The organism is Aeromonas finlandensis, assembly GCF_000764645.1.
Lineage (GTDB): Bacteria > Pseudomonadota > Gammaproteobacteria > Enterobacterales > Aeromonadaceae > Aeromonas > Aeromonas finlandensis.
Map to the genome: position 1 here is coordinate 34738 of NZ_JRGK01000309.1, position 24096 is coordinate 58833.

The 24096-nt window shown below is 58.5% G+C and carries 22 protein-coding genes; 15 read left to right on the forward strand and 7 right to left on the reverse strand.

The window, feature by feature from the left end:
* Window positions 1-30 precede the first annotated feature (30 nt).
* The 5 genes from fhuB to LD28_RS0119345 all read right to left on the reverse strand — a co-directional run bounded on the left by fhuB (window position 31) and on the right by LD28_RS0119345 (window position 7567).
* Window positions 31-2013, reverse strand: coding sequence for a Fe(3+)-hydroxamate ABC transporter permease FhuB (gene fhuB / locus LD28_RS0119325; RefSeq protein ID WP_033138541.1), 1983 nt, complete (start codon window positions 2011-2013; stop codon window positions 31-33).
* Window positions 2010-2903 (reverse strand): ABC transporter substrate-binding protein, encoded by an 894-nt coding sequence (locus LD28_RS0119330; protein ID WP_033138566.1) that lies wholly within the window; start codon window positions 2901-2903, stop codon window positions 2010-2012. Before LD28_RS0119330 ends, fhuB begins: the two co-directional genes overlap by 4 nt.
* Window positions 2904-2933: 30 nt before the next feature.
* A complete protein-coding gene (locus tag LD28_RS0119335; RefSeq protein ID WP_033138542.1) occupies window positions 2934-3698 on the reverse strand; it encodes an ATP-binding cassette domain-containing protein in 765 nt (254 codons plus the stop codon).
* A 46-nt stretch (window positions 3699-3744) separates the two neighbouring features.
* On the reverse strand, window positions 3745-5391 hold the full coding sequence (locus tag LD28_RS0119340) for a multidrug ABC transporter permease/ATP-binding protein (RefSeq protein WP_033138543.1): 1647 nt from the start codon (window positions 5389-5391) through the stop codon (window positions 3745-3747).
* A 79-nt stretch (window positions 5392-5470) separates the two neighbouring features.
* Complete coding sequence (locus LD28_RS0119345) at window positions 5471-7567, reverse strand: TonB-dependent siderophore receptor (RefSeq protein ID WP_033138544.1); 2097 nt, start codon at window positions 7565-7567, stop codon at window positions 5471-5473.
* Window positions 7568-7963: 396 nt separating this feature from the next.
* Here LD28_RS0119345 and mioC point away from each other — a divergent pair, with 396 nt between their 5' ends.
* From mioC to glmU, 15 genes are all read left to right on the forward strand, one after another.
* On the forward strand, window positions 7964-8413 hold the full coding sequence (mioC, locus tag LD28_RS0119350; protein WP_033138545.1) for an FMN-binding protein MioC: 450 nt from the start codon (window positions 7964-7966) through the stop codon (window positions 8411-8413).
* A gap of 508 nt (window positions 8414-8921) precedes the next feature.
* Window positions 8922-10811 (forward strand): tRNA uridine-5-carboxymethylaminomethyl(34) synthesis enzyme MnmG, encoded by a 1890-nt coding sequence (gene mnmG / locus LD28_RS0119355; RefSeq protein WP_005357220.1) that lies wholly within the window; start codon window positions 8922-8924, stop codon window positions 10809-10811.
* Window positions 10812-10819: 8 nt separating this feature from the next.
* Window positions 10820-11446 (forward strand): 16S rRNA (guanine(527)-N(7))-methyltransferase RsmG, encoded by a 627-nt coding sequence (gene rsmG / locus LD28_RS0119360; RefSeq protein WP_005339331.1) that lies wholly within the window; start codon window positions 10820-10822, stop codon window positions 11444-11446.
* 26 nt (window positions 11447-11472) lie between these two features.
* Window positions 11473-12276 carry a ParA family protein gene (locus tag LD28_RS0119365; RefSeq protein WP_033138546.1) on the forward strand — a complete coding sequence of 268 codons (804 nt, stop codon included), beginning with the start codon at window positions 11473-11475 and terminating at the stop codon, window positions 12274-12276.
* The gene (locus LD28_RS0119370; protein ID WP_033138547.1) at window positions 12273-13181 is read left to right on the forward strand and encodes a ParB/RepB/Spo0J family partition protein; all 909 of its coding nucleotides are present in this window, start codon (window positions 12273-12275) and stop codon (window positions 13179-13181) included. Before LD28_RS0119365 ends, LD28_RS0119370 begins: the two co-directional genes overlap by 4 nt.
* Before the next feature lie 190 nt (window positions 13182-13371).
* A complete protein-coding gene (locus LD28_RS0119375; protein WP_033138548.1) occupies window positions 13372-13782 on the forward strand; it encodes an ATP synthase subunit I in 411 nt (136 codons plus the stop codon).
* 8 nt (window positions 13783-13790) lie between these two features.
* The gene (gene atpB, locus LD28_RS0119380) at window positions 13791-14573 is read left to right on the forward strand and encodes a F0F1 ATP synthase subunit A (protein WP_033138549.1); all 783 of its coding nucleotides are present in this window, start codon (window positions 13791-13793) and stop codon (window positions 14571-14573) included.
* A 58-nt stretch (window positions 14574-14631) separates the two neighbouring features.
* Window positions 14632-14874 (forward strand): F0F1 ATP synthase subunit C, encoded by a 243-nt coding sequence (gene atpE, locus LD28_RS0119385; RefSeq protein ID WP_005307205.1) that lies wholly within the window; start codon window positions 14632-14634, stop codon window positions 14872-14874.
* 54 nt (window positions 14875-14928) lie between these two features.
* Window positions 14929-15399, forward strand: a complete 471-nt coding sequence (gene atpF, locus LD28_RS0119390) for a F0F1 ATP synthase subunit B (protein WP_005339336.1) — start codon at window positions 14929-14931, stop codon at window positions 15397-15399.
* Window positions 15400-15412: 13 nt separating this feature from the next.
* Complete coding sequence (atpH, locus tag LD28_RS0119395; RefSeq protein ID WP_033138550.1) at window positions 15413-15946, forward strand: F0F1 ATP synthase subunit delta; 534 nt, start codon at window positions 15413-15415, stop codon at window positions 15944-15946.
* Window positions 15947-15961: 15 nt separating this feature from the next.
* The gene (gene atpA / locus LD28_RS0119400; protein WP_033138551.1) at window positions 15962-17503 is read left to right on the forward strand and encodes a F0F1 ATP synthase subunit alpha; all 1542 of its coding nucleotides are present in this window, start codon (window positions 15962-15964) and stop codon (window positions 17501-17503) included.
* Between the two features lie 43 nt (window positions 17504-17546).
* The gene (gene atpG, locus LD28_RS0119405) at window positions 17547-18413 is read left to right on the forward strand and encodes a F0F1 ATP synthase subunit gamma (protein ID WP_033138552.1); all 867 of its coding nucleotides are present in this window, start codon (window positions 17547-17549) and stop codon (window positions 18411-18413) included.
* A 33-nt stretch (window positions 18414-18446) separates the two neighbouring features.
* Complete coding sequence (gene atpD / locus LD28_RS0119410) at window positions 18447-19835, forward strand: F0F1 ATP synthase subunit beta (RefSeq protein ID WP_005342353.1); 1389 nt, start codon at window positions 18447-18449, stop codon at window positions 19833-19835.
* An 18-nt stretch (window positions 19836-19853) separates the two neighbouring features.
* On the forward strand, window positions 19854-20282 hold the full coding sequence (locus tag LD28_RS0119415) for a F0F1 ATP synthase subunit epsilon (protein ID WP_005342354.1): 429 nt from the start codon (window positions 19854-19856) through the stop codon (window positions 20280-20282).
* A gap of 93 nt (window positions 20283-20375) precedes the next feature.
* Window positions 20376-21737 carry a bifunctional UDP-N-acetylglucosamine diphosphorylase/glucosamine-1-phosphate N-acetyltransferase GlmU gene (glmU, locus tag LD28_RS0119420; RefSeq protein ID WP_033138553.1) on the forward strand — a complete coding sequence of 454 codons (1362 nt, stop codon included), beginning with the start codon at window positions 20376-20378 and terminating at the stop codon, window positions 21735-21737.
* A 51-nt stretch (window positions 21738-21788) separates the two neighbouring features.
* On the opposite strand, the gene creD is transcribed toward glmU, so the two are convergent.
* Window positions 21789-23165, reverse strand: a complete 1377-nt coding sequence (creD, locus tag LD28_RS0119425) for a cell envelope integrity protein CreD (RefSeq protein ID WP_033138554.1) — start codon at window positions 23163-23165, stop codon at window positions 21789-21791.
* 120 nt (window positions 23166-23285) lie between these two features.
* Entirely contained in the window at window positions 23286-24080 is a 795-nt protein-coding gene (blaOXA, locus tag LD28_RS0119430) for an OXA-12 family class D beta-lactamase (RefSeq protein WP_033138555.1), read from the reverse strand.
* Window positions 24081-24096: the final 16 nt, after the last annotated feature.

The window sequence follows — 24096 nt, forward strand, 5'->3', positions numbered from 1 at the left end:
GGCTTTTTTGTGCATTTTTTGTCCACAAACCTAGAGGCGGCGCAGACACCACATGAAGTAAGCGCCCCCTAACAGGGTGGAGACCAGCCCGACCGGCACCTCCTGCGGGAAGAGGATTTGCTGACCGACCCAGTCCGCCGATACCATCAACAGGGCGCCGGAAGCAGCGGCCCCAAGCAGGTGCCAGCGTGCCCGCACCAACCCCATCAGCTTGGCCATGTGTGGCGCCAACAGACCGACGAAGGAGAGCGGCCCCACCACCAGGGTGGCACTGGCGGTGAGCACGGCCACCAGCAGCAGGATGGCGAGCTGGGCACGGTTGAGGCGAATGCCGAGTGCGGTTGCTACCGCCGCCCCCATCGGCATCAGATCGAGCCAACGGCTCACCAACAGGCAGGCGGCCAGCATCAACAGCGCCAGCCCCACCAACCCATAAGCCACCGGCAGGGTGACGTAATAGGTGGAACCAGACATCCAAGAGAGCAGTTGTTGCACCCGCATGTCACCGTTGACCAGCGCGATGGCCTGCAACGGCTCAAACAGTGCCGTGATGGCGATGCCGGAGAGCAGGATCCGCTCCGGCTGGAAGCCGTGCTTGCGATTGACCACCACCAGCAACAACAAACAGCCAAAAGCACCGATCAGGCCGCCCAGCAGCATTATGGGCAACGGCAAAGCTGGCAGCAGTAAGGCCGTCGCTATCACCCCCATAAAGGTGCCACCGCTCACCCCCAGCAGCTCTGGACTCGCCATCGGGTTGTTGCTGACCCGCTGCAACAGGGTGCCCGCCAGCGCCAGCAGCACGCCAGCCGCCCCGGCCGCCAGAGTGCGCGGCAGCCGCCACTCCAGCTGGCCCTGCCAGCGGAGTCCGCTTGGCCAGCTCCAGCCCGTCATTCCCTGACCAACCAGCAGGGAGGCAACCACGGCCAGCAGCAGCCCGACCAACAACAGGCAGACAAGGCGAGCCGGTGCTGGATGGCGGGCCACCTGCAGAGCGGCGTTTGCCTTCGGCGTACCCGACTTAATACCAAGACGCGGGATCAGCCAGAGCAGCAGCGGCGCCCCCAGCAGGGCGGTCATTGCGCCAGTGGGGATCAATACCGGCCAGAAGCAGCTCAGGCTCTGCAGCAACAGATCGGTGGCAGCCAGCAGCAGGGCGCCGAGGATCGGTGCCCACAGCAGCCGCTGGCCAAGCTGGCGGATCCCGAGCAGCCGCACCATGGCGGGCGCTGCCAGCCCGATAAAGCCGATCAGCCCAACCACGCTCACCACGCAAGCGGTGACAAACACCGCCAGCCCCAGTCCGGCAAAACGCAGATGCTGCAGGGAGACTCCCAGACTGCGGGCGCTGGCATCATCCAGCGCCAGCACCGCCAGCGGGCGTACCAGCACAACGGCCAGCGCAGCGGCTACCAGCAGGCGGGGCAGCAGGTAACTCACCCCGCTCCAGCTGTTCTGCACCAGAGAGCCACTGCCCCACACCAGCAAACCTTTCAGCTCCTCCTGAAAGAACAGTAAGAGCCCCATGCTGATGGCCGCCAGATAGAGGTTGATCACCAACCCGGCAAAGACGATGACCACCGGATTGAGCTGACGACGCCAGGCCAGGGCAAACACCAGTGCCATCGCGAGGCTGCCACCGGCCATGGCGATCCACTCCCGCCCCAACAGCAACCAGGAGGGGGCAAACAGGGTCGCCATCATCAACGCCAGTTGGGCACCGGAGGCCACCCCAAGAGTGGTGGGTGACGCGAGCGGGTTGCGCAGCACCTGCTGCATCAGGGTGCCCGCCAGCCCGAGTGCAGCGCCGGCCAGCAGGGTGACAACCAAGCGGGGCAGCCAGCTGAAATGCACCACCGCTTGGCTGACGTCATCCAGATTGGGGGCGAACAGGCTCTGCCACCAGAGCGCACCGGGCAGCTGGCGAGCCAGCTCCCAATACGCGAGCAAGAGGGTCAACCCCAGCAGGATCGAGACCGGCCGCAGCAGCGGCGATGTGAGCAGTCGCTTCATCGGCTAGCCTCAATACGCTCGGCATCTTGCAACAATGCATCGCTGAGCAGACCGGCGAAACGGCGGGCTGCAAGTACGCCGCCAAAACTCCAGACCGCAGGCAGATGCAGCACGGGGGCTTGGCGTACCAGCGGCAGATGCTGCCACAGCCCAGGCTCCTGCAGCCGTTCGCTCACCCCGACCGGAATGGGATCGACCACCACCAGCCGCGCGGTTGGCAAGGTCATAAACTGCTCGATGCTGACCACCGAGAAACCCCAGTCATTGGTCTGCTCCTGCCAGCCATTACGCAGCCCGAGCCGCGTCATCACCGCATCGAACAGGCTGTGGCGACCAAACACCCGCACATGGCGCTCATCGATAAACTGCACCACCAGCAGGGGCGGCAGATCCGCAGGCAATCTGGCCTGCATGCTGGCGAGATCCCGATCCAGCCCGACCAGCAGCCGCTCGCCCTCGGCGGTTTTGTCCACCATGCGGGCGAGGGTCAGGGTCACCTCGTGCAGCCGCTGCCACAGATCGGTTTGCCCATCATAGAGGGCGATGGTGCTCACCGGTGCAATGCGGGAAAGAGTTGGCGCCAGCGGGGCCGCCAGCGGCGAGATGAGGATGCGATCGGGTTTGAGCTCCGCCAGCAGCTCACGGTTGGGCTGGGTGCGCAGGCCGATATCCACCACTCCGGCAGGTAGCCGTGGCTCGCCGACCCATGCCTGATAGGGGCCTGCATCCCCAACGGCCAGCGGAGTCACCCCGAGTGCCAGCAGGGTTTCGGCTATGGTCCAGTCGACGGTGGCGATACGGGGTAGCGCGCTGGTGGCCTCGTTTATTGCGGATGATTGTGCAGCCTGCAACGGGAGCGCCAGCAGCAGGCTGACGAGGCAAGGGGCCATCTTCAATAAAAGGTTCAAGGATACCCCCGGTCAGACGATGGCGATGGGATGGGCATGAGCCGGGTGGCGAATGACCTCCATCGGAATGCCATAGATGGCGTGCAGAGTCTCGCTGGTCATGATCCCCTCCGGTTCGCCATGGGTGAGCAGGCGGCCGGAGTGGAGCGCCACCAGCCGATCGCAGAAGCGGGAGGCCATATTGATGTCGTGAATGACGATGATGACCCCAAGGTTCAGCTGACGGCTCAACTGCTTGACGAGCGTCAGCACCTCCACCTGATGGGCCACATCCAGCGCGGCCAGCGGCTCGTCCAGCAGGATGAAGCGGCTCTCCTGCGCCAGCAGCATCGCCAGCCAGACCCGGCCCCGCTCGCCGCCGGAGAGAGTATCCACCAGCCGATCGGCAAAACGTTCGGTATGGGTAAGGGCGATGGCCCGATCGACCTGACGGTGATCCTCCACCCCCATCCGACCCAGCAGGCCGCGCCAGGGGTAGCGGCCCATCTCCACCAGCTCCCGCCCGAGCAGATTCTCGGCGCTCGGCAGATGCTGGGGCAGATAGGCCACCTGACGGGCAAACTCCCGGTTGCCCCAGTCGGGCAGCGGCTTGCCATCGAACAGGATCTCGCCGTCGCTGAGGGGGTGCTGGCGTGCCAGCAGCTTGAGCAGGGTCGATTTGCCCGAACCATTGTGGCCGATGAGGCCATAGACCTGTCCCTGCTCGAAACGCAGGTTGGTGGGGTGCAGCAGCGTGCGGTCATTGACCGTGAAGCTGGCTGATTTCATCTCGAACATAAGCAATTCCTGTGCTGGCTTGCCGCCAGTCTCATCGGTGCAGGCATCAAGCCAGCACCTCGCAATCCAGATGGGCGATCGCATCGCGGCTCACTGCGGCACGGCGCGCGCCGGTCAGTTCAGTGAGCTGGCCCTGACGCATCTCCAGCAGGCGATCGGCCAGCGGGAAATAGTGATCATCGTGACTGATAGCGATCACGGTCTTGCCCATCTCCTTGAGGCGCGGCAGCAGCACCTGATAGAAGATGCGGCGGAACTGGGGATCCTGATCCGCAGCCCACTCGTCAAACAGCATCACCTCGCGCTGCTCGGCCAGCGCCAGCAGCAGGGCGACCCGCTTGCGCTGCCCTTGAGAGAGCTCGATATCGGCGATAAAGCCATCCTCGATGGTGAGCTTGCTGCCCATCTGCAACCGCTCCAGCCACTCGGCCACCAGCTCATCCTTGGGTTCCGGCCCCAGCAGGTGCTGGAACAGGTGATAGTCGGTGAAGATGGCGGAGAAGAGCGCCAAATAGCAGTTGCGATCGGTGATCGGCTCACCATCCAGCAGGATCCGGCCCGATACCGGTTGGTAGAGGCCGGTCAGCAGCATGGCCAGCGTCGACTTGCCGGATCCGTTGCCGCCGATGATGAAGATCTGCTCCCCCTTTTCGATGGCCAGATCGATGGGGCCGACGGCAAAGCCACCCTCCCCCTGATAGTGAAAGCTCACCTGCTCCAACTCGATACGCTGCCAGGGGCGGATGGCGGGCGGCAACGGGAAGTCCGCGTCTGGCTCGGCCAGATTGAGGGCGGCGATCTTGTCGAACGCCACCTGAGCGGCAAGCAGGGTCGGCAGGGCGCCAATCCCCTGCAACAGCGGGGTGCGCAGGAACAACAAGGTCAGGGCGAAGGTGGCGGCCACATTGGTGTTGGCCCAGCCAAGGCCGTTGGCCAGAAAGAAGACCAGACCGATGGCCCCCAGCATCATGATATTCGACCAGTTCACCGCGCTCAGGTGATAGGTGTCGGCGCGGATGATCTGCTGGCGGTAGTCACGGGCATTTTGCTCATAGAGCTGGTGATAGACAAAGTGAGCCCGCTCGCGGTTGAGCGCCAACTCCTTGCTGCCAGCGATGATGGCCTGATAGTTCTGATAGAGCCGATCTTCGGCCTGACGCATTTGGGAGAGATGGCGATAAACACGGTTCACCAGCAACCAGCCCACCACCATGGTGACGGTAACCCAGAGCGCGGTCACCCCGAGCAGGGCCGGAGAGAGCCAACCTAGATAGAAGGCAGAGCCTAGCGTGAGTACCACCCCCTGCACCAGCTCAGGCAGGCGCACGAAGGCGATGGTGATCTGGCCGATATCACTGGAGAGGGAGGCCAGCAGCGGCCCCTGACCAATCTGGCGGATGCGGGCGACATCGGTATCCAGCAGCTGCTTGAGCAGACGGCCACGCAACCGGTAGACAAAATGGTGACCGAGAGTGGTCAGGGCCAGCTGAGATCCGAGTGTGATCACCAGCAGCAGCACTATCAGGCCGACCAGCTGACCGAGGATCGGCAGCGGATCACCTATAGATTCGATAAGAGACTGATTGATAAAAGCAATGACACCAATCCCGCTGACGGCACTGAGCAGACTGAGCAGGGTGATGGCGATAAAGGGCCAACGATATTGGCGATAAACCAGAGACAAGAGTTCCATAACGGACCGGTATTCCAGAGAGATCAGAACAACTGCGGGTGAAAAGAAGGGCGGGAATCTGGTTCCCGCCCGACTTCGATTACCAGCGGTAGTTGATGCTGCCCACTACGCTGCGCGGCTCGCCGTAGTAGCAGTAGTAGTCACAACTAGCCACGTAGGTTTCACCCAGCAGGTTGTTGACGTTGAGCTGGGCACGCCAATTCTTGGCAAAGTCATACCCGATCATCGCATCCCAGACGGTATGGGCCGGCACCTCGGCAGAGCCGTAGATGGGGGTGTAGTCCGCATTCACGGCGCCAATACCCACACTGGAACCGATATAACGCACACCGGTACCCAGCTCCAGACCCGAAGCCACCCCTTGCTGCACCTTGTAGTTACCCCAGAAGGAGGCCTGGTGGCGCGGGATCAGGCTGGCACGGCGATCGCCACTGCCGGTGTCGTTGGTTTTGGCATCGGTGTAGGTATAAGCAGCGGTCAGACGCAGCGCATCTGTCACCTGCACGCTCCCTTCCAGCTCAACCCCCTGAGAGGTCACTTCACCCGCCTGGGTCTGCTGGCCGGAACCGGTAGAGACCAGCGAGTTGGTCTGGGCCAGATCGAACAGCGCCAGATTGATGTAACCGTCGAGGAAGGCAGGCGCATACTTCACGCCGGTCTCGTAGAGCTTGCCCTTGAGCGGCTTGTAGGAGTTTCGGGTGTTAGGATCGATCCCCGGCAGCACCTCGAACGACTCGGCATAGGCAAAGTAGGGAGAGAGGCCGTTGTCAGCCAGATACATCAGGCTGCCCGAGAGGGAGAGCTCGTGATCGTACTGGCGCTCGTCCTTGCTGGTATTGGTGTTGTGGGTCTCCACATAGTCAAAACGGCCACCGGCAGTCAGTAACCAGCGATCGTCCCAGCGGATCTGGTGCTGGGCATAGAGGCCGCTCTGACCCTTGGTGCTCTTCTGGTGAGTAGCGGTCGACTCATCAAAACCGGGGAAGCCGCTGTAATCCGGGTTCATGGTATTGATGGAGCCCATACCGTAGTTGTCGGCCTCGACCCCTTCATTGACATGACGCTGCAGATCCACCCCCAGCAGCAAGGTCTGCTCGGTGCTGTCGGTGTTCCAGTAGCCCACCATCTGGTTATCCATAGTGGCACTCTTGGTATTGCCATCACGGTAAACCAGGCCACGACTGGCGGTTGTGCCTTCATAGGTCGGGAAGATATAGGTCTGGCGCAGCAGCAGATCGTTGTAGTTGAAGCGGACGTTCTGCTTGAACTCCCAGCTCTGGTTGAGCTGGTGGGCCAGCTCGTAACCGGTGGAGATCTGGGTATTGCGGTTGCGATCGTAATCCGGCTGGCTCAGGTTGGTGGAGGGATCAATCTGGCCACCTGACGTATTCAGGGTGCCATAGACCGGGAAGAAGCCGTTGGTCGGGACCCCTTCGTCGTGCAGGAAACTGGCCAGCAGGGTCAGACTGGTACGATCCGAAAGATCGAAGGTGACGCTGGGCGCCAGATAAACCCGATCGTTGTAGGTGCCGGTCAGCACACCATCACGCTCTTTATAAAGAGCAACCATGCGATAGCGGCTGTTGTCGGAGAGCGCGTCAGAGACGTCTACTCCGACCTGACGATGATCCCGGCTGCCAAGCTGCAGATCAACCTGCCCTTGCGGCGTGGCGGTCGGTCGCTTGCTGATGGCATTGATCACCCCGCCCGGAGGTGCCTCACCGTAAAGGATCGAGGCGGGCCCCTTCAGCACCTCCACACTCTCCAGACCGAACGGTTCCGGAGTCCAGACGTAATAGCCGGTGCCAAACAGCCGATTGCCATCCAGATAAGAGGCGGCATCGAAGCCACGCACCTTGAACCAGTCAGTGTTGTTGTCTGAGCCATAGAGGCCGGTCAATACGCCGGAACGGTAGCGAATCGCTTCATCCAGCTGCAACACGGCGTGCTGATCCAGCTCCTCCCGGTTAACCACGGAGACGGCGCGAGGGGTCTCGGCCATCGGCACTTCCACCTTCATGGCGGTACCGGTCACCACCATGGTTTCGCTGGCTTTGGGCAGCTCAGCGGTGGTTTGTTCTGCCATCAGCGGCAAGGAGACGAGCAAACCGGAAAGCGAAAGCACGCCGAAGGCGCCCTTCTTGCCGGGTCCTATAGTGTATTTTTGCGCAATCATATTAAAGTCTCGTTTATCAATTAGTTATGTTGTTTTTATTGTTGTTTGTGGTCGTTTGTAACGACATTCCCCTGTTCCATGGGCGAATAAATCAGCGCAATCCTACTACAGGAGCTGTGATCGAATCGATTCAATAATTGCTAATCATTTGCATCTGCATTGTTATCTAGCTGCATCGTTGGCAGGATTTTGCGGGGCATGGGATTCATCAGGAGAGCCATGAGCGGAGAAGAAAATGAAGAGCAATATAAAGAAGCAGAAAAAAGATCGACGAAATGGATCCGGCGGCATTATCTGACTGGATCCATTATCCCCAAGCTTTATCCATATTTATCCACACCCTTTGGCGGTAGAATCCGGCTTTCCGTTTCTTTGTCTGAAATCAGGATCCATTCCATGGCCAAACTCAATCTCGTCGTCGGCTCCATGCTGGGCGCCGCCGAATATGTCGCAGACCACGTCGCCAACCTGCTGGAACAGGCTGGCCACCAGACCCGGATCCACAACCCGGCCAAGCTGGCAGAGGTGCTGGATGATGCGGGATCCATCCTGCTGGTGGTCACCTCGACTCACGGCGCCGGTGATGTTCCCGACAACCTGCAACCCTTCGCCAAGGATCTTGCCGAGCAGCATCCGGATCTTAATTCATTGAAATATGGCGTGATCGCCCTTGGCGACAGCAGTTATGACACCTTTTGCCAGGGCGGCAAGACGCTGGATCGGCTGCTGGCCGAGTGTGGTGCCAGCCGGATCGGCGAGCGGCTCGACATCGATGTGACCCAACACGAGATCCCCGAAGATGCCGCCGAAGTGTGGATCCGCGACTGGATGACGATGATCGCCTGATCAGCGTGCGGGAGATCCTGAAAAAAAGCTTGATCTCCCCACTTATCCCCAGATCGACTATCCACCATGTTATTAACAGATTGATCCGGGGGAGTTGTTCTACAAGGTTACCCACAATGCCCAGGGGTAATGTGCATAACTACGGTGTAAAGCTCTGCAAAACCTATAGTTATCCATGTATTAGATCCAGACCGACAGACCTCTGTGTATAAAAGCCCTGGTTATCCCCTCGTTCACCGAGCCAGGATCCAAGCTTTTCCACAAGCTAGGATCGTCCTTAAATTAATGATCTTTATGATCAAAAAGTGCTTATCAACAGAAAGGGCGGATCCTAATAAGAGATCCAGTAAAAGATCGATCTAAAGATCCTTAAGATCTAATTAGTGGATCCTCCCTTCATACTGAACGTTAAGTAGACGTTCCCCTCAGGACGCGAAACAGATAGAATGTTCCGCCCTTTAGCCCAGGCAAATAAAGATCTTCAGGCGTGCAGATCAAGGTGATCCCAATGCAATACCATGAACAATTTGATGTGATCGTCGTCGGTGGCGGTCATGCCGGAACCGAAGCAGCAACAGCGGCAGCCCGTATGGGCATGAACACCCTGTTGCTGACCCACAATATCGATACGCTGGGACACATGTCCTGTAATCCGGCGATCGGCGGGATCGGCAAGGGACACCTGGTCAGGGAAGTTGACGCACTCGGTGGGATCATGGCGCGAGCCATCGATCTTGGCGGGATCCAGTTCCGCACCCTCAACTCCTCCAAGGGCCCGGCGGTGCGAGCCACCCGTGCCCAGGCGGATCGCCTGCTCTACAAGGCCGTCGTTCGCCAGATGCTGGAGAACTACCCGAACCTGAAGATCTTTCAGCAGGCTTGTGACGATCTGATCATGGACGGGGATCGTGTTGCCGGTGTGGTCACCCAGAGCGGGATCCGCATCAGCGGCAAGACTGTGGTGCTGACGGTCGGTACCTTCCTGAACGGTTTGATCCACATCGGGATGGAAAACTACAAGGGCGGCCGCGCCGGGGATCCTCCCTCGATCGCCTTGGCCCAGCGCCTGCGTGAACTGCCGCTGCGCATCGATCGCCTCAAGACTGGCACCCCGCCGCGAATTGATGCCCGCAGTGTCGATTTCTCCGTAATGCAGGAACAGCATGGCGACGATCCGCGCCCCGTCTTCTCGTTTATCGGCAATGCCAGCCAGCATCCCCGTCAGGTGCCCTGCTACGTCACCCACACCAACGAGCGTACCCACGAGGTGATCCGCAATAACCTGGATCGCAGCCCCATGTACGCCGGGGTGATCGAGGGGATCGGCCCGCGCTACTGCCCGTCGATCGAAGACAAGATCACCCGTTTCGCCGACAAGACTGCGCACCAGATCTTCGTCGAACCGGAAGGCCTGACCACCCACGAACTCTATCCGAACGGGATCTCCACCAGCCTGCCGTTTGACGTGCAGGTGCAGATCGTCCGTTCCGTGCGCGGCTTCGAGAACGCCCACATCACCCGCCCCGGCTATGCCATCGAATATGATTTCTTCGATCCACGGGATCTCAAGGCCAACATGGAGAGCAAGTGCATTCCAAACCTGTTCTTCGCTGGCCAGATCAACGGCACGACCGGTTACGAAGAGGCTGCGGCACAAGGTCTGATGGCCGGTCTGAACGCGGCCCTGCGTGCCCAGGACAAGGATCCCTGGAACCCTCGTCGGGATCAGGCCTACATGGGCGTGATGATGGACGATCTCTCCACCCTGGGGACCCGCGAGCCTTACCGCATGTTCACCAGCCGCGCCGAATACCGCCTGCTGCTGCGGGAAGACAACGCCGATATCCGCCTGACTGCCATCGGTCGCGAGCTGGGTCTGGTGGATGACGAGCGCTGGAGCAAATTCAACGCCAAGATGGAACAGGTCGAGCTGGAGCGTCAGCGCATGCGTTCAACCTGGATCCACCCGCAACACCCGTCACTGGAAGCGGTCAACGCCCTGGTCAACACCCCGCTGACTCGCGAACAGAGTCTGGAAGAGCTGTTGCGTCGCCCCGAGGTGACCTACGATGCGCTGATGGCCATCGAAGGGGTTGGCCCTTCTGTGACTGATCCTGCCGCGGCCGAACAGGTTGAAATCCAGATCAAGTACGCCGGTTACATCGAGCGTCAGCACGATGAAGTGGAAAAGCAGCTGCGCAACGAGAACACCCTGCTGCCGCTGGATCTGGACTATCGCGAGGTGAACGGCCTCTCCAACGAGGTGAAAGCCAAGCTGAACGATGCCAAGCCGCAGACCATTGGTCAGGCTTCCCGTATCTCCGGCATCACCCCGGCGGCCATATCCATCCTGCTGGTTCACCTGAAAAAACACGGCCTGCTGCGTAAAACCGCCTGAGGAATCCCATGCTGGAAAGATTGAACGGCCTGCTCAAGCAGGCCGAAATTGTTATCACCGATACCCAAAAGAGCCAACTGGTGCAGTTGGTCGAGTTGCTGCACAAGTGGAACAAGGCTTACAATCTCACCTCGGTGCGAGATCCGGACGCCATGCTGGTCAAGCATATCCTCGATAGCCTGGTGGTAAGCCCCCACTTGCACGGTGAGCGCTTCATCGACGTGGGGACTGGTCCCGGCCTGCCGGGATTGCCGCTGGCGATCATCAATCCGGACAAGCAGTTCGTCCTGCTCGACAGTCTGGGCAAGCGGATCAACTTCATCCGTCAGGTGATCCAGGAGCTGGGTCTGACCAATGTGACGCCGGTCAAATCCCGGGTTGAAGAGTATCAACCTGAGGTGGGGTTTGATGGTGTACTGAGTCGGGCATTTGCCTCGCTGGAGGACATGCTGAGCTGGTGTCACCACCTGCCGTCAGAACAGGGCTGCTTCCTGGCGCTCAAGGGACAATATCCCGAGCAGGAGCTGGCCCAGTTGCCTGCCAATATCCGTCTGGTAGCCTGTCATGAGTTGCGGGTGCCGGAGCTGGAAGGCGAACGTCATCTGCTGGAATTCAAACATATCCAGCCCGAATAGGGTCGCAGTTTCATTTAGGGGATCGTGTGGGAAAAGTCATCGCCATAGCCAACCAGAAGGGTGGAGTGGGTAAAACCACCACCTGTGTGAATCTGGCCGCCTCCATGGCTGCCACCCGGCGCAAGGTGCTGGTGATCGATCTGGATCCGCAGGGCAATGCCACCATGGGCAGCGGTGTCGACAAGTATGACGTCGAGCGCACCGCCTATGAGCTGCTGATCGAGGATGCCCCCATCAGCGAAGTGATCATCCCCGAAACCTCCGGGGGCTATCACCTGATCGCCGCCAACGCCGACGTGACCGCGGCCGAAATCCGTCTGATGGAGTTTTTCGCCCGCGAAATCCGCCTGCGCAATGCGCTGGCCTCGGTGCGGGACAAATACGACTACGTCTTCATCGACTGCCCGCCCTCTCTCAACATGCTGACTGTGAACGCCATGGCCGCCGCCGACTCTGTGCTGGTGCCCATGCAGTGCGAATATTACGCGCTGGAAGGGCTCACCGCCCTGGTCGACACCATCAGCAAGCTGGCCGCCGTGGTCAATCCGGATCTCAAGATCGAAGGGGTGCTGCGCACCATGTTCGATCACCGCAACCGGCTGGCCAATGATGTGTCCGATCAGCTAAAACAGCACTTTGGCGACAAAGTCTACCGCACCATCATTCCCCGCAACGTTAGACTGGCGGAGGCCCCGAGTTTCGGTGCCCCGGCCATGCACTATGACAAATCATCGGTGGGCGCCAAGGCCTACCTGGCACTGGCTGGCGAGATCCTGCGCCGTCAGGAGCAGGAGCGTCAGGCGACCATCGCAGACCGAGAGAGCATATGACTCCGAAAAAACGTGGACTGGGCAAGGGGCTGGATGCCCTGCTCAGTACCAGCACGGCTGCCCGCCAGAAACAGGTGATGAGCGATCAACGTACCGAAGAGGCCATGGCCCCCACCAATCAGGGCGAGCTGCGCAAGCTGCCGGTGGAGTGGTTGCAGTCCGGCAAGTACCAGCCCCGCAAGGACATGTCCCAGGACGCACTGGAAGAGCTTGCCAACTCCATCCGCGCCCAGGGAGTGATCCAGCCCATCGTGGTGCGCCCTCTCGGCGAACAATCCTTCGAAATCATCGCCGGTGAGCGGCGCTGGCGCGCTTCCCAGCTGGCCCGTCTCGAGGTGGTGCCCTGCATCATCAAGGATGTGCCAGACGAGGCGGCTGTTGCCATCGCACTGATTGAAAACATCCAGCGGGAAGATCTCAATGCCATCGAAGAGGCGGTCGCTTTACAAAGACTGCTGACCGAATTCGAACTCACCCACCAGCAGGTGGCCGAGGCGGTGGGCAAATCCCGCACCACGGTGACCAACCTGTTGCGCCTCAACCAGCTCAATGACGACGTGAAGCGTTTCGTCGAGCATGGCGACCTCGACATGGGTCATGCCCGTGCTCTGCTGGCTCTGAGCGGCCAGGCCCAGTCCGAACTGGCCAAGCTGGTCGCCCAGAAAGGGTTGACCGTACGCGATACCGAGAAGCTGGTGCAAAAAGCGCTGGAACCGGCAAAAGCTCAGGTCGAACCGACCCGTGATCCGCAGATCGGCTACCTGGAGCGCCAACTGGCAGAAAAAATTGGTAATCAGGTGCAACTTCAGCCTGGCAAGTGGGATAGCGGGAAGTTAGTAATAAGTTACGAGAACTTGTCCGATTTGGACCGTATATTGGGCTATTTTGGCGTGTCGGAATCGTGATTTTTACGCTTTTTGTAGTAATAAAACATCCATTCCTTTTGATATGGCCATAACCTTGATTTGCCGCTGAAAGCCGCAAAAATTAAGGATTTTTGTCATATTGCAATAGCTGCCTTCAAGGGTATAATTTGACCGGCTTTAAGAGCTGTTAACATGGGGTTTTCGGATCCCGATTTTTTACAGTTCTGTAATGTTCAGGGGTAGGTTGGTGAAACAGAAATTAGCCTTGGAAGGTTTGACACTGGCCTTGGTTATGCTCGTTTGTCAGCTCATCCTGATCCTGGCGATGAGTGCCGTCTGGTTTTACCTGACTGGTGCCAGCGCCGGTTATTCTGCCCTCTACGGAGGGGGGATGTACTGGGTTCCTCAAGCCTTGTTCACTGTCTGGGTGCTGCGCCGCAAGGTGACAACCGAGAGTGTGGGTCTGGTTTTGCGGGACTTTTATGGTGGGGCTGGGATTAAGCTCATGTCGACCGCAGGTCTGTTTGCCTTGTTGTCCAGTGCGGGAGTCGAGGTCGTTACCGTCTCGTTTTTCGCCACTTATATCCTCGCCCTCGTTGTACAGTGGATGGTTTCATTCACGCTTAACAACCACTATTAGGAAAACTCATGTCTGCAACCGGAGAAGTCCTGACTCCTCAGGGATATATCTCCCACCACCTGACCCACCTTCAAGTCGGGTCCGGGTTCTGGACGGTCAATATCGACTCAATGGTATTTTCCGTCGTGCTAGGCGCCCTGTTTATCCTGTTGTTCCGCAAAGTAGCCGTTAACGCTACCAGCGGTGTGCCGGGTAAGCTGCAGTGCTTTGTGGAGATGCTGGTCGAGTTTGTGAATGGTAACGTCAAAGACATCTTTCACGGTCGCAACAAGGTCATCGCACCTTTGGGGCTGACGGTGTTTGTGTGGATCTTCCTGATGAACTTCATGGATCTGATCCCCGTTGACTTTATCCCTCACGCTGCACAATTGATGGGTATTCCCTATCTGCGTGTGGTTCCCTCTGCTGACGTTAACATCACCATGTCCATGGCTTTGGGCGTGTTCTTCTTGATCCTGTACTACAGCATCAAGGTCAAGGGTATCGGCGGGTTTGTGAAGGAGCTGACGCTTCAGCCTTTCAACCACCCGGCGGCCATCCCGGTTAACCTCATCCTGGAAACTGTTACGCTGATTTCCAAACCTGTTTCTCTGGGTCTTCGACTGTTCGGCAACATGTATGCTGGCGAACTGATCTTTATCCTGATTGCTGGTTTGTTACCCTGGTGGTCACAGTGGATCCTGTCCGTGCCTTGGGCAATTTTCCACATCCTGATCATCACTTTGCAGGCATTCATTTTCATGGTTCTGACCATCGTATATCTGTCGATGGCGCAGGAAGACCATAATTGATGCAACTCAAATAATCCTTTTTATACAATCAATTACATCTAAATAACTGGAGATCCTCATGGAAAACTTGAACATGGACCTGCTGTACATCGCTGCTGCAATGATGATGGGTCTGGCTGCTATCGGTGCTTCCATCGGTATCGGTATCCTGGGTGGTAAGTTCCTGGAAGGTGCTGCTCGTCAACCGGATCTGATCCCTGTTCTGCGTACCCAGTTCTTCATCGTAATGGGTCTGGTGGATGCGATCCCGATGATCGCCGTTGGTCTGGGTCTGTACGTGATGTTTGCGGTTGCTGGCTAAGTCGTTGCGACTCTCCAGGCATAACCCATTAACTAACTTAAGAGGACATCGGCTGTGAATATCAATGCCACCCTCCTCGGCCAAGCAATTGCTTTTTTCTTCTTCGTAGTGTTTTGCATGAAGTACGTATGGCCGCCGCTGATTGCTGCCATCGAAGCCCGTCAGAAAGCTATTGCTGACGGTCTCTCTTCTGCCGAACGTGCCAAGAAAGATCTGGATTTGGCCAAGGCCAACGCCACCGATCAGCTGAAAGAAGCCAAGCTGCAGGCTGCTGAAATCATTGAACAGGCTAACAAACGTAAAGCCCAGATCATTGATGAAGCTGCCGCTGGTGCCCAATCTGAGCGGGAAAAAATCCTGGCTCAGGGCCGTGCCGAGATCGAAGCTGAACGTCATCGTGCCAAAGAAGAACTGCGTAAGCAGGTTGCTGCTCTTGCCATTGCTGGTGCAGAGAAGATCCTGGCGCGTCAAATCGACCAGGCTGCCAACAGCGACATCGTCGACAAACTGGTAGCAGAACTGTAACGGGAACGGGGCTATGTCTGAACTGACTACAATCGCTCGCCCCTACGCCAAGGCTGCTTTCGAGTTTGCCGTTGAGCACAAGGCGGTTGACCAGTGGCTGGGTATGCTCGGTTTCGCTGCGCAAGTAGCGGAAAACGAGACCATGCACAACCTGGTAAACGGCTCTGTGGCTGCCGAAGAGCTGGCAACACTGTTTGTCGGTATCTGCGGTGAGCAACTCGACGTGCATGGCCAGAACCTGATCCGGGTGATGGCCGAGAATGGTCGCTTGGGTGTGCTGCCGGCGGTCGTTGCTGAATTTGTAGCGTTCAAAGCTGAACTGGATAAAGAGGTTCAGGCTGACGTGATTTCGGCGATCGAACTGACCGACCAGCAGAAAGCCAATATTCAGGCTTCTCTGGAACAACGTCTCGCGCGCAAAGTGAAGCTGAATTGCAGCATCGATGCGTCCTTGATGGCCGGGGTGCTCATCAAGGCCGGTGATCTGGTAATCGACGGCACAGTCCGCGGTAAGCTGGATCGCATGGCTGACGCGCTGCAATCTTGATTGGGGTATTAGAGCATGCAACTGAATTCCACTGAAATCGCCGAGCTGATCAAGCAGCGCATTGCGCAGTTTGATGTAAAGAGCGAAGCGCGTAACGAAGGTACTATCGTCTCTGTGAGCGACGGTATCATTCGTATTCACGGCCTGGCTGATGCCATGCAGGGTGAGATGATCGAGCTGCCGGGCAACCGCTACGCTCTGGCATTGAACCTGGAGCGTGACTCCGTCGGTGCGGTGATTATGGGTTCCTATGACGGTCTGTCAGAAGGAATGAAAGTAAAAGGTACTGGCCGTATTCTGGAAGTGCCGGTAGGTCGTGGTCTGTTGGGCCGGGTGTTGAACACCCTGGGTCAGCCGATCGACGGTAAAGGTCCGATCGACAACGACGGCTTCTCGCCGATCGAAGTGATCGCACCGGGCGTTATCGAGCGTAAGTCTGTTGACCAGCCGGTCCAGACCGGTCTGAAAGCCATCGATGCCATGATCCCTATCGGTCGTGGCCAGCGTGAGCTGATCATCGGTGACCGTCAGGTTGGTAAGACCGCCATCGCGATCGACACCATCATCAACCAGAAAGATTCCGGCATTAAGTGTGTCTACGTTGCGATTGGCCAGAAGGCCTCTACCATCGCCAACGTGGTGCGCAAGCTGGAAGAGCACGGCGCCCTGGCCAACACCATCGTGGTTGTTGCCTCTGCCTCTGAAGCGGCTGCCCTGCAGTACCTGGCTCCGTATGCCGGTTGCTCCATGGGTGAGTACTTCCGTGACCGCGGTGAAGACGCGCTGATCATCTATGATGACCTGTCCAAACAGGCCGTAGCTTATCGCCAGATCTCCCTGCTGCTGCGCCGTCCGCCAGGACGTGAAGCTTACCCGGGTGACGTTTTCTATCTGCACTCCCGTCTGCTGGAGCGTGCTGCTCGCGTTAACGCCGAGTACGTAGAGAAGTTCACCAATGGTGCCGTGAAAGGCCAGACCGGTTCTCTGACCGCGCTGCCGATCATCGAAACCCAGGCGGGTGACGTATCTGCGTTCGTTCCGACCAACGTGATCTCCATCACCGATGGTCAGATCTTCCTGACTTCACAGCTGTTCAACTCCGGTATTCGTCCGGCGGTTGACCCGGGTATCTCTGTATCCCGTGTAGGTGGTGCTGCTCAGACCAAGATCGTCAAGAAGCTGTCCGGTGGTATCCGTACCGCACTGGCCCAGTATCGCGAACTGGCGGCATTCGCCCAGTTCTCTTCCGATCTGGACGATGCGACTCGCAAGCAGCTGGACCACGGTGTGAAAGTTACCGAGCTGATGAAGCAGAAGCAGTACTCTCCGCTGAGCGTGGCTCACCAGTCTCTGGTGCTGTTCGCCGCCGAGAAAGGCTATCTCTCCGATGTCGAGCTGAACAAGATCGTCGACTTCGAAGCCGCTCTGCTCTCTTACGCCAATACCCAGCATGCCGAGCTGATGGCTGAAATCAATGCCAAGGCCGATTACAACGACGCGATCGTTGGCAAGCTGACTGCGTTGCTGGATGACTTCAAGGCAACCCAGACCTGGTAAGCGTGTGTGGCAGCGCGAGCTGCCACCTGATGGAGAGTAAGAGATGGCCGGCGCAAAAGAGATACGTAACAAGATCGGGAGTGTGAAAAACACTCAGAAGATCACCGGCGCTATGGAAATGGTGGCAGCAAGCAAAATGCGCCGTGCGCAGGAACGCATGTCTGCCAGCCGTCCGTACGCTGAAACCATGCGCAAGGTGATCGGCCATATCGCTCAGGGGAACTTGGAATACAAGCACCCCTACCTCATCGAACGTGAGGTCAAGCGAGTGGGTTACATCGTCGTCTCCACCGACCGTGGCCTGTGTGGCGGTTTGAACATCAACCTGTTCAAGGCTGCCCTCAATGATATGAAGCAATGGAGCGCGAAAGGTGCCAAGGTTGACCTGGCACTGATCGGTAACAAAGCCTCCAACTTCTTTGAACGGCACGGCGCCAAGGTGAAAGCTCATGTCGCAGGACTGGGCGATAACCCGAGCGTCAATGACCTGATTGGTTCAGTCAAGGTCATGCTGAAGGCTTACGACAACGGTGAGATTGACAAGCTGTATCTGGTGTACAACAAGTTCGTCAACACCATGGTGCAGCAACCACGGGTCGATCAACTGCTGCCTTTGCCCGTAACTGAAGACAGCAAGCTCGCCAAGAAACACCACTGGGATTACCTCTATGAGCCGGATCCCAAGAAGCTGCTGGATACTCTGTTGATTCGCTATGTTGAATCTCAGGTGTACCAGGGAGTAGTGGAAAACTTGGCAAGTGAACAGGCAGCCCGAATGGTTGCCATGCAAGCCGCGACTGACAACGCCGGTAACCTGATTAACGATCTGCAACTGGTATACAACAAGGCCCGTCAGGCCAGTATTACCCAGGAGCTGACAGAGATCGTATCCGGTGCTGCTGCGGTGTAAGGCAAGGGTTATCAAAGGTTTAGAGGATTTGACATGAGTAACGGTTTCATCGTCCAAATCATCGGCGCTGTGGTGGACATCGAGTTCCCGCAGGATGCCGTGCCCCAGGTGTACGATGCACTGAAGGTCGTTAGCGAAGGTCAAGGCCAGGGTCTGGTGCTGGAAGTTCAGCAACAGATCGGTGGCGGCGTCGTTCGTTGCATCACCATGGGCTCCTCCGACGGTCTGCGTCGTGGGTTGGAAGTAGTGAATAGCGGTAAATCCATCCAGGTTCCGGTCGGTACTGCGACTCTGGGTCGGATCATGAACGTACTGGGCGAGCCAATCGACGAAAAAGGTCCGATCGGTGAAGAAGAGTGCTGGTCTATCCACCGCGCTGCCCCCAGCTACGAAGATCAGTCCAACAGCAACGATCTGCTGGAGACCGGCATCAAGGTTATCGACCTGGTATGCCCGTTCGCCAAGGGTGGTAAAGTTGGTCTGTTCGGTGGTGCCGGTGTAGGCAAAACCGTAAACATGATGGAGCTGATCCGTAACATCGCGATCGAACACAGTGGTTACTCTGTATTCGCCGGTGTAGGTGAGCGTACCCGTGAGGGTAACGACTTCTACCACGAGATGATGGAGTCCAACGTACTGGACAAAGTATCTCTGGTTTACGGTCAGATGAACGAGCCGCCCGGAAACCGTCTGCGCGTTGCGCTGACCGGCCTGACCATGGCCGAGAAGTTCCGTGACGAAGGTCGTGACGTGCTGTTCTTCGTGGACAACATCTACCGTTACACCCTGGCCGGTACTGAAGTATCCGCACTGCTGGGCCGTATGCCTTCCGCAGTAGGTTACCAGCCGACCCTGGCCGAGGAGATGGGGGTTCTGCAAGAACGTATCACCTCCACCAAGACTGGTTCCATCACCTCCGTACAGGCCGTTTACGTTCCTGCGGATGACTTGACTGACCCGTCTCCGGCGACCACCTTCGCCCACCTGGATGCGACCGTTGTACTGTCCCGTCAGATCGCGGCACTGGGTATCTACCCGGCCGTTGACCCGCTGGACTCTACCTCTCGTCAGCTGGATCCGCTGGTCGTTGGCAAAGAGCACTACGAGACCGCTCGTGGCGTTCAAACCGTACTGCAGCGCTACAAAGAGCTGAAGGACATCATCGCCATCCTGGGTATGGATGAACTGTCAGAAGAAGACAAACTGACCGTAGCCCGTGCCCGTAAGATCGAGCGTTTCCTGTCCCAGCCGTTCTTCGTAGCAGAAGTGTTTACCGGTTCTCCGGGTAAATACGTGCCGCTGAAAGAGACCATCCGTGGTTTCCAGGGCATCCTGAAAGGCGAGTATGACGATCTGCCCGAGCAGGCGTTCTACATGGTTGGCGGTATCGACGAAGTCGTCGAGAAATCCAAGAAACTGTAAGCCTCGACAGGAGGGCCCATGGCAGAGATGATCTCCTTTCACCTGGATGTGGTGAGCGCCGAAGGAAAACTGTTTTCCGGTCGCGTGCAAACTGCTCAGGTATCAGGCTCCGAAGGTGAGTTGGGTCTCCGCCACGGTCATGCTCCGTTGCTGACTGCCATCAAGCCGGGCCTGGTCCGCTTGGTGAAGCAGAACGGAACTGAAGAGGTGCTGTACATCTCCGGCGGTATGCTGGAAGTACAACCTGAATCCGTGACCGTGCTGGCGGACACTGCGATTCGTGCTGATGACTTGGATGAGGCGAAAGCCCAGGAAGCCAAGCGCGCAGCCGAAGAGCGGATCCACAGCTCCCATGGTGATATCGACTACGCCCAGGCCGCCACCGAGCTGGCCAAGGCGATGGCTCAACTGCGAGTCATTGATATCGTCAAAAAGAATTACCGCTAATAACGGTGATGTAAAAAGCGACCTTCGGGTCGCTTTTTTTTTACCCGTTCGATAGACTCCGCCGAGTATTTCTCATGTTCCAAAGGCCAATTTATGTCCCTCAACGTCGTGATCCTGGCTGCGGGTAAAGGTACCCGTATGCGTTCCGCTCTGCCCAAGGTGCTGCACCCGGTAGCCAACAAACCCATGGTTTCCCATGTGATCGATACCGCCCGTCAGGTCGGTGCCGAGCAGCTGCATCTGGTTTATGGCCACGGTGCCGAGCTGCTGCAAGAGCGGATCGTGGCGGCCGACGTGAACTGGGTGCTGCAGGCGCAGCAGCTGGGGACCGGTCACGCCGTTGCCCAAGCCATCCCGTTCTGGAAGGATGAAGACGACGTTCTGGTGCTCTACGGTGATACCCCGCTGATCCAGCCAGAGACCCTGCAACGACTACTGTCTGCCAAGGCAAGCGATGGCATGGCGCTGCTGACCGTGGTGCTGGACAACCCCACCGGCTATGGCCGCATCGTCCGTGAAAACGGTCAGGTGGTCGGTATTGTCGAGCAGAAAGATGCCAACGCCGAGCAGCTGACCATCCGCGAAGTGAACACCGGTGTGCTGGTGGCCAACGGCGGTCAGCTGCGCAGCTGGCTCTCTCGTCTGGACAACAAGAATGCTCAGGGCGAGTTCTACCTGACCGACGTGATCGCCATGGCGCACGCCGATGGCTGCCCGATCGCTGCGGTCCATCCGGAGCGCGCCGCCGAGGTGGAAGGGGCCAACAACCGGGTGCAACTGGCTGCCCTTGAGCGCAGCTACCAGCAGATGCAGGCCGAGAAGCTGATGATCGCCGGTGTCACCCTGATCGATCCGGCTCGCTTCGATCTGCGCGGTACTCTTGAGATCGGTGAAGAGGTGGTGATCGACGTCAACGTCATCATCGAAGGCAAGGTAACCCTCGGCAACCACGTCCGCATCGGTGCCGGTGCCGTGCTGAAGGATTGCGTCATTGGCGATCACACCGAAGTGAAGCCCTACTCCATCGTTGAAGGTGCTCAGGTGGCGGATCAGTGCTCGGTCGGCCCGTTTGCCCGTCTGCGCCCAGGTGCTGTGCTGGAGCAGGATGCCCATGTCGGCAACTTCGTCGAGATGAAGAAGGCCCGTCTGGGGGTTGGCTCCAAGTGTGGTCATCTCACCTATCTGGGTGATGCCGAGGTGGGTGCCAAGGTGAATATCGGTGCCGGTACCATCACCTGCAACTACGATGGCGTGAACAAGTTCCAGACCATCATCGAAGATGATGTATTCGTCGGTTCCGATACCCAGCTGGTGGCGCCGGTGCGTATCGGCAAGGGGGCGACTCTGGGGGCGGGTTCCACCATCACCAAGGATGTGGCCGAGAATGAGCTGGTGATCACCCGGGTGCCCCAGCGTCACATCAAAAACTGGGCTCGCCCGGTCAAGAAGAAGTGATGCCCGATCAATAAAATAGAACCGGCGCCTGATGGCGCCGGTTTTTTTTGCTTATGACTGATGGCTGGTGTCACTGGTCGATGACTGGGGGGCCGCCCATGTGGTGGTGGGAGCGCTGTAGTCCATCACCTGATACCAGTCGAGTTTGCGGGTCAGCATCATGATTAGCGCCAGGGTGGCGAACAGCAGCAGGGCACCGAGTAGCAAGGCGATCTCTTCAGCCTGCAACAGGCTGTAGAGGATGGCATAGACCAGCCCGAGCAGCGCCGCGAAACCGATCCCCTGCTTCGGGCCGCCCAGCACATGGCTGAGATAGAAGCCGTTGAGCAGCACGCTGGCCAGTGCGGCCACCAGATAGGCCCAGCCAAAGCCGAGGTGTTCGGTCAGAGCCAGCAGCACCAGATAGAAGATGGCCAGCCCCATGCCCACCAGCGCGTACTGGATCGGGTGGACCCGCAGCCCCTTGAGCAGCTCGAACATGAAGAAGCTGATAAAGGTGAGGCCGATAAACAGCAGGGCATATTTGGCCGCCCTCTCGTTGAGCTGATAGTGATCCACCGGCTGCACCAGACTGACGCTGAAGGTGGAGAGATTGCTATCGCCCCCGTTCATCATCCGGTTGAAGCGGGTCTCCATGTCGCTGGCGAACCAGCTGGTTTGCCAGTTGGCCTCAAACCCTTGCGAGTTCAGGGTGCGACTTCCCGGCAGAAAGTCGCCGATAAAGTTGGGATGGGGCCAGTTGCCCGCCAGCAGCAGGGTGCTCTCCTTGCCCAGCGGCACTATGTCGAGGGCGTTCATCCCCTGCAGATTGAGCTCCAGATGAAAGGTGCCATCCTGTTGCGGCAGGCTGTCGAGCGGGGCATGGATACCCGCCAGCGCGTCACCGAGGCGGGCGCCGGGGGCAAACGGGATCTGCTGTGTGCCGAGCTGCAGTTCAGGGACGCTGTTGATGCCGCGGGCATCGGAGAGCACCAGACTCAGGTAGGGTTTGCCCGCCACCAGCTCGGCCGCTTCATCAAGCGGTAGGGTCGCGTTATCCAGCAGACTCTGTCGGGTAGGCAGGCGGCCCGAGAGGGTGAGCCGGGTCTGGTAGACCTGTGCCTGATAGATGCCCAGCTTGCGCGGGGTGACCTCCATGTTGGCCTTGATATCCAGCTGCTCTGGCAGCAGGTAGCGGTAGAGCTGCTCCTGACGGACGAAGCGCTTGCCATCCTGCTCGACCGTCACCGAACGGGTATAGGGCTGCACGATAACCGGCCCCATCAGCCGTTGCGGGCCACTGCTGCTGGCCATGATGCTGTGAATGGCCTGACTGCGGTAAGCCTGACGCTCCCGGTTCAGCTCCATGATGGATTGCACCGGCACCATCAACAGCAGGCTGAGCAACAGCAGCAGAAAGATCTTGTGGGTGAATATCTGTTTGACCATGACACGTCTCCTTGTTGGATGGAGCGAGTCTGTCTGCCCGGTGTGAAGGGGTGATGGGCTTGTGTGAAGTGGTGGTGAAGGGGGATAAAAAAACCGGCATTACGCCGGTTTCTGGGTGAATTACAGAGTTTTCAATTTTCCGGGCAGGGCGGCCAGCACCTCTTCTTTCGCCTTGAGGGAGGCGAATTGCTTGCCGGGCTTCTGCACCACTGTATGGACGAAGATCAGCTGCTTGCCTGGTTTGCTGGCCCAGCCGACGAACCAGCCGATCTGCTGATCGCGGTTGAGGCTGCCATCCAGCTTCTTCGGGTAGCCCATGCCGGTCTTGCCGTGGATCTGCCAGCCGTCGATCTCGCTTACCTTGAGGATATTGGCGGTGTACTGCAGGGTCTGCGCCGAGACAGGCAGCTTGCCGCTCAGCATCTTGCCGAGGAAGCGGGCCTGCTCCTCCGGACTGATGGCGAGGCTGGAGCTGAGCCAGGCCTGCGTCAGGCCGTCATGCTTGCCCGGATTGCCGGAGAGATCCCGGTTGCCGTAGTCGAAACGGTCGACGTACTGCTGGAAGCGCTCCATCCCCAGCCATTCGGTGATCTGCTGGGAGAACCAGACGACCGAGTAGGTTTCCCAGCGGCGCGGGGTAGTGGTTTCGCGCCAGGCGGGCAGCCAGCCATCGTAGCTCGGCTTGTAGGGCAGCGCCGGATGCTCTTCATCCACCAGATAGCCACTGTCGTAACCCATCAGCGCCAGCGGGATCTTGAAGGTGGACGCGGGCGGCAGCTGGCTGGAGCAGTCCCCTTCGCTGGAGAGGGTCTGGCCGTTGCCGTCAGCATAGAGAAAGCAGCCGCTGGCGGCGGAGGCTGGCAGGGCTGCGAGCAGACCGGTAGCCAGCAGGCTGGAGAGAAGCAGGCGGGACATAATCATTCCTTGAGCA

Excerpts from the sequence above, each read along its gene's own strand:
- rsmG (WP_005339331.1), top strand. The coding sequence starts at position 10,820 with ATGCTGGAAAGATTGAACGGCCTGCTCAAGCAGGCCGAAATTGTTATC.
- LD28_RS0119340 (WP_033138543.1), bottom strand. The coding sequence starts at position 5,391 with ATGGAACTCTTGTCTCTGGTTTATCGCCAATATCGTTGGCCCTTTATC.
- LD28_RS0119345 (WP_033138544.1), bottom strand. The coding sequence starts at position 7,567 with ATGATTGCGCAAAAATACACTATAGGACCCGGCAAGAAGGGCGCCTTC.
- fhuB (WP_033138541.1), bottom strand. The coding sequence starts at position 2,013 with ATGAAGCGACTGCTCACATCGCCGCTGCTGCGGCCGGTCTCGATCCTG.
- creD (WP_033138554.1), bottom strand. The coding sequence starts at position 23,165 with ATGGTCAAACAGATATTCACCCACAAGATCTTTCTGCTGCTGTTGCTC.
- atpG (WP_033138552.1), top strand. The coding sequence starts at position 17,547 with ATGGCCGGCGCAAAAGAGATACGTAACAAGATCGGGAGTGTGAAAAAC.
- LD28_RS0119330 (WP_033138566.1), bottom strand. The coding sequence starts at position 2,903 with ATGGCCCCTTGCCTCGTCAGCCTGCTGCTGGCGCTCCCGTTGCAGGCT.
- atpA (WP_033138551.1), top strand. The coding sequence starts at position 15,962 with ATGCAACTGAATTCCACTGAAATCGCCGAGCTGATCAAGCAGCGCATT.
- mnmG (WP_005357220.1), top strand. The coding sequence starts at position 8,922 with ATGCAATACCATGAACAATTTGATGTGATCGTCGTCGGTGGCGGTCAT.
- LD28_RS0119375 (WP_033138548.1), top strand. The coding sequence starts at position 13,372 with ATGTTCAGGGGTAGGTTGGTGAAACAGAAATTAGCCTTGGAAGGTTTG.
- atpB (WP_033138549.1), top strand. The coding sequence starts at position 13,791 with ATGTCTGCAACCGGAGAAGTCCTGACTCCTCAGGGATATATCTCCCAC.
- LD28_RS0119415 (WP_005342354.1), top strand. The coding sequence starts at position 19,854 with ATGGCAGAGATGATCTCCTTTCACCTGGATGTGGTGAGCGCCGAAGGA.
- glmU (WP_033138553.1), top strand. The coding sequence starts at position 20,376 with ATGTCCCTCAACGTCGTGATCCTGGCTGCGGGTAAAGGTACCCGTATG.
- atpE (WP_005307205.1), top strand. The coding sequence starts at position 14,632 with ATGGAAAACTTGAACATGGACCTGCTGTACATCGCTGCTGCAATGATG.
- mioC (WP_033138545.1), top strand. The coding sequence starts at position 7,964 with ATGGCCAAACTCAATCTCGTCGTCGGCTCCATGCTGGGCGCCGCCGAA.
- blaOXA (WP_033138555.1), bottom strand. The coding sequence starts at position 24,080 with ATGTCCCGCCTGCTTCTCTCCAGCCTGCTGGCTACCGGTCTGCTCGCA.
- LD28_RS0119335 (WP_033138542.1), bottom strand. The coding sequence starts at position 3,698 with ATGTTCGAGATGAAATCAGCCAGCTTCACGGTCAATGACCGCACGCTG.
- atpD (WP_005342353.1), top strand. The coding sequence starts at position 18,447 with ATGAGTAACGGTTTCATCGTCCAAATCATCGGCGCTGTGGTGGACATC.
- LD28_RS0119370 (WP_033138547.1), top strand. The coding sequence starts at position 12,273 with ATGACTCCGAAAAAACGTGGACTGGGCAAGGGGCTGGATGCCCTGCTC.
- atpH (WP_033138550.1), top strand. The coding sequence starts at position 15,413 with ATGTCTGAACTGACTACAATCGCTCGCCCCTACGCCAAGGCTGCTTTC.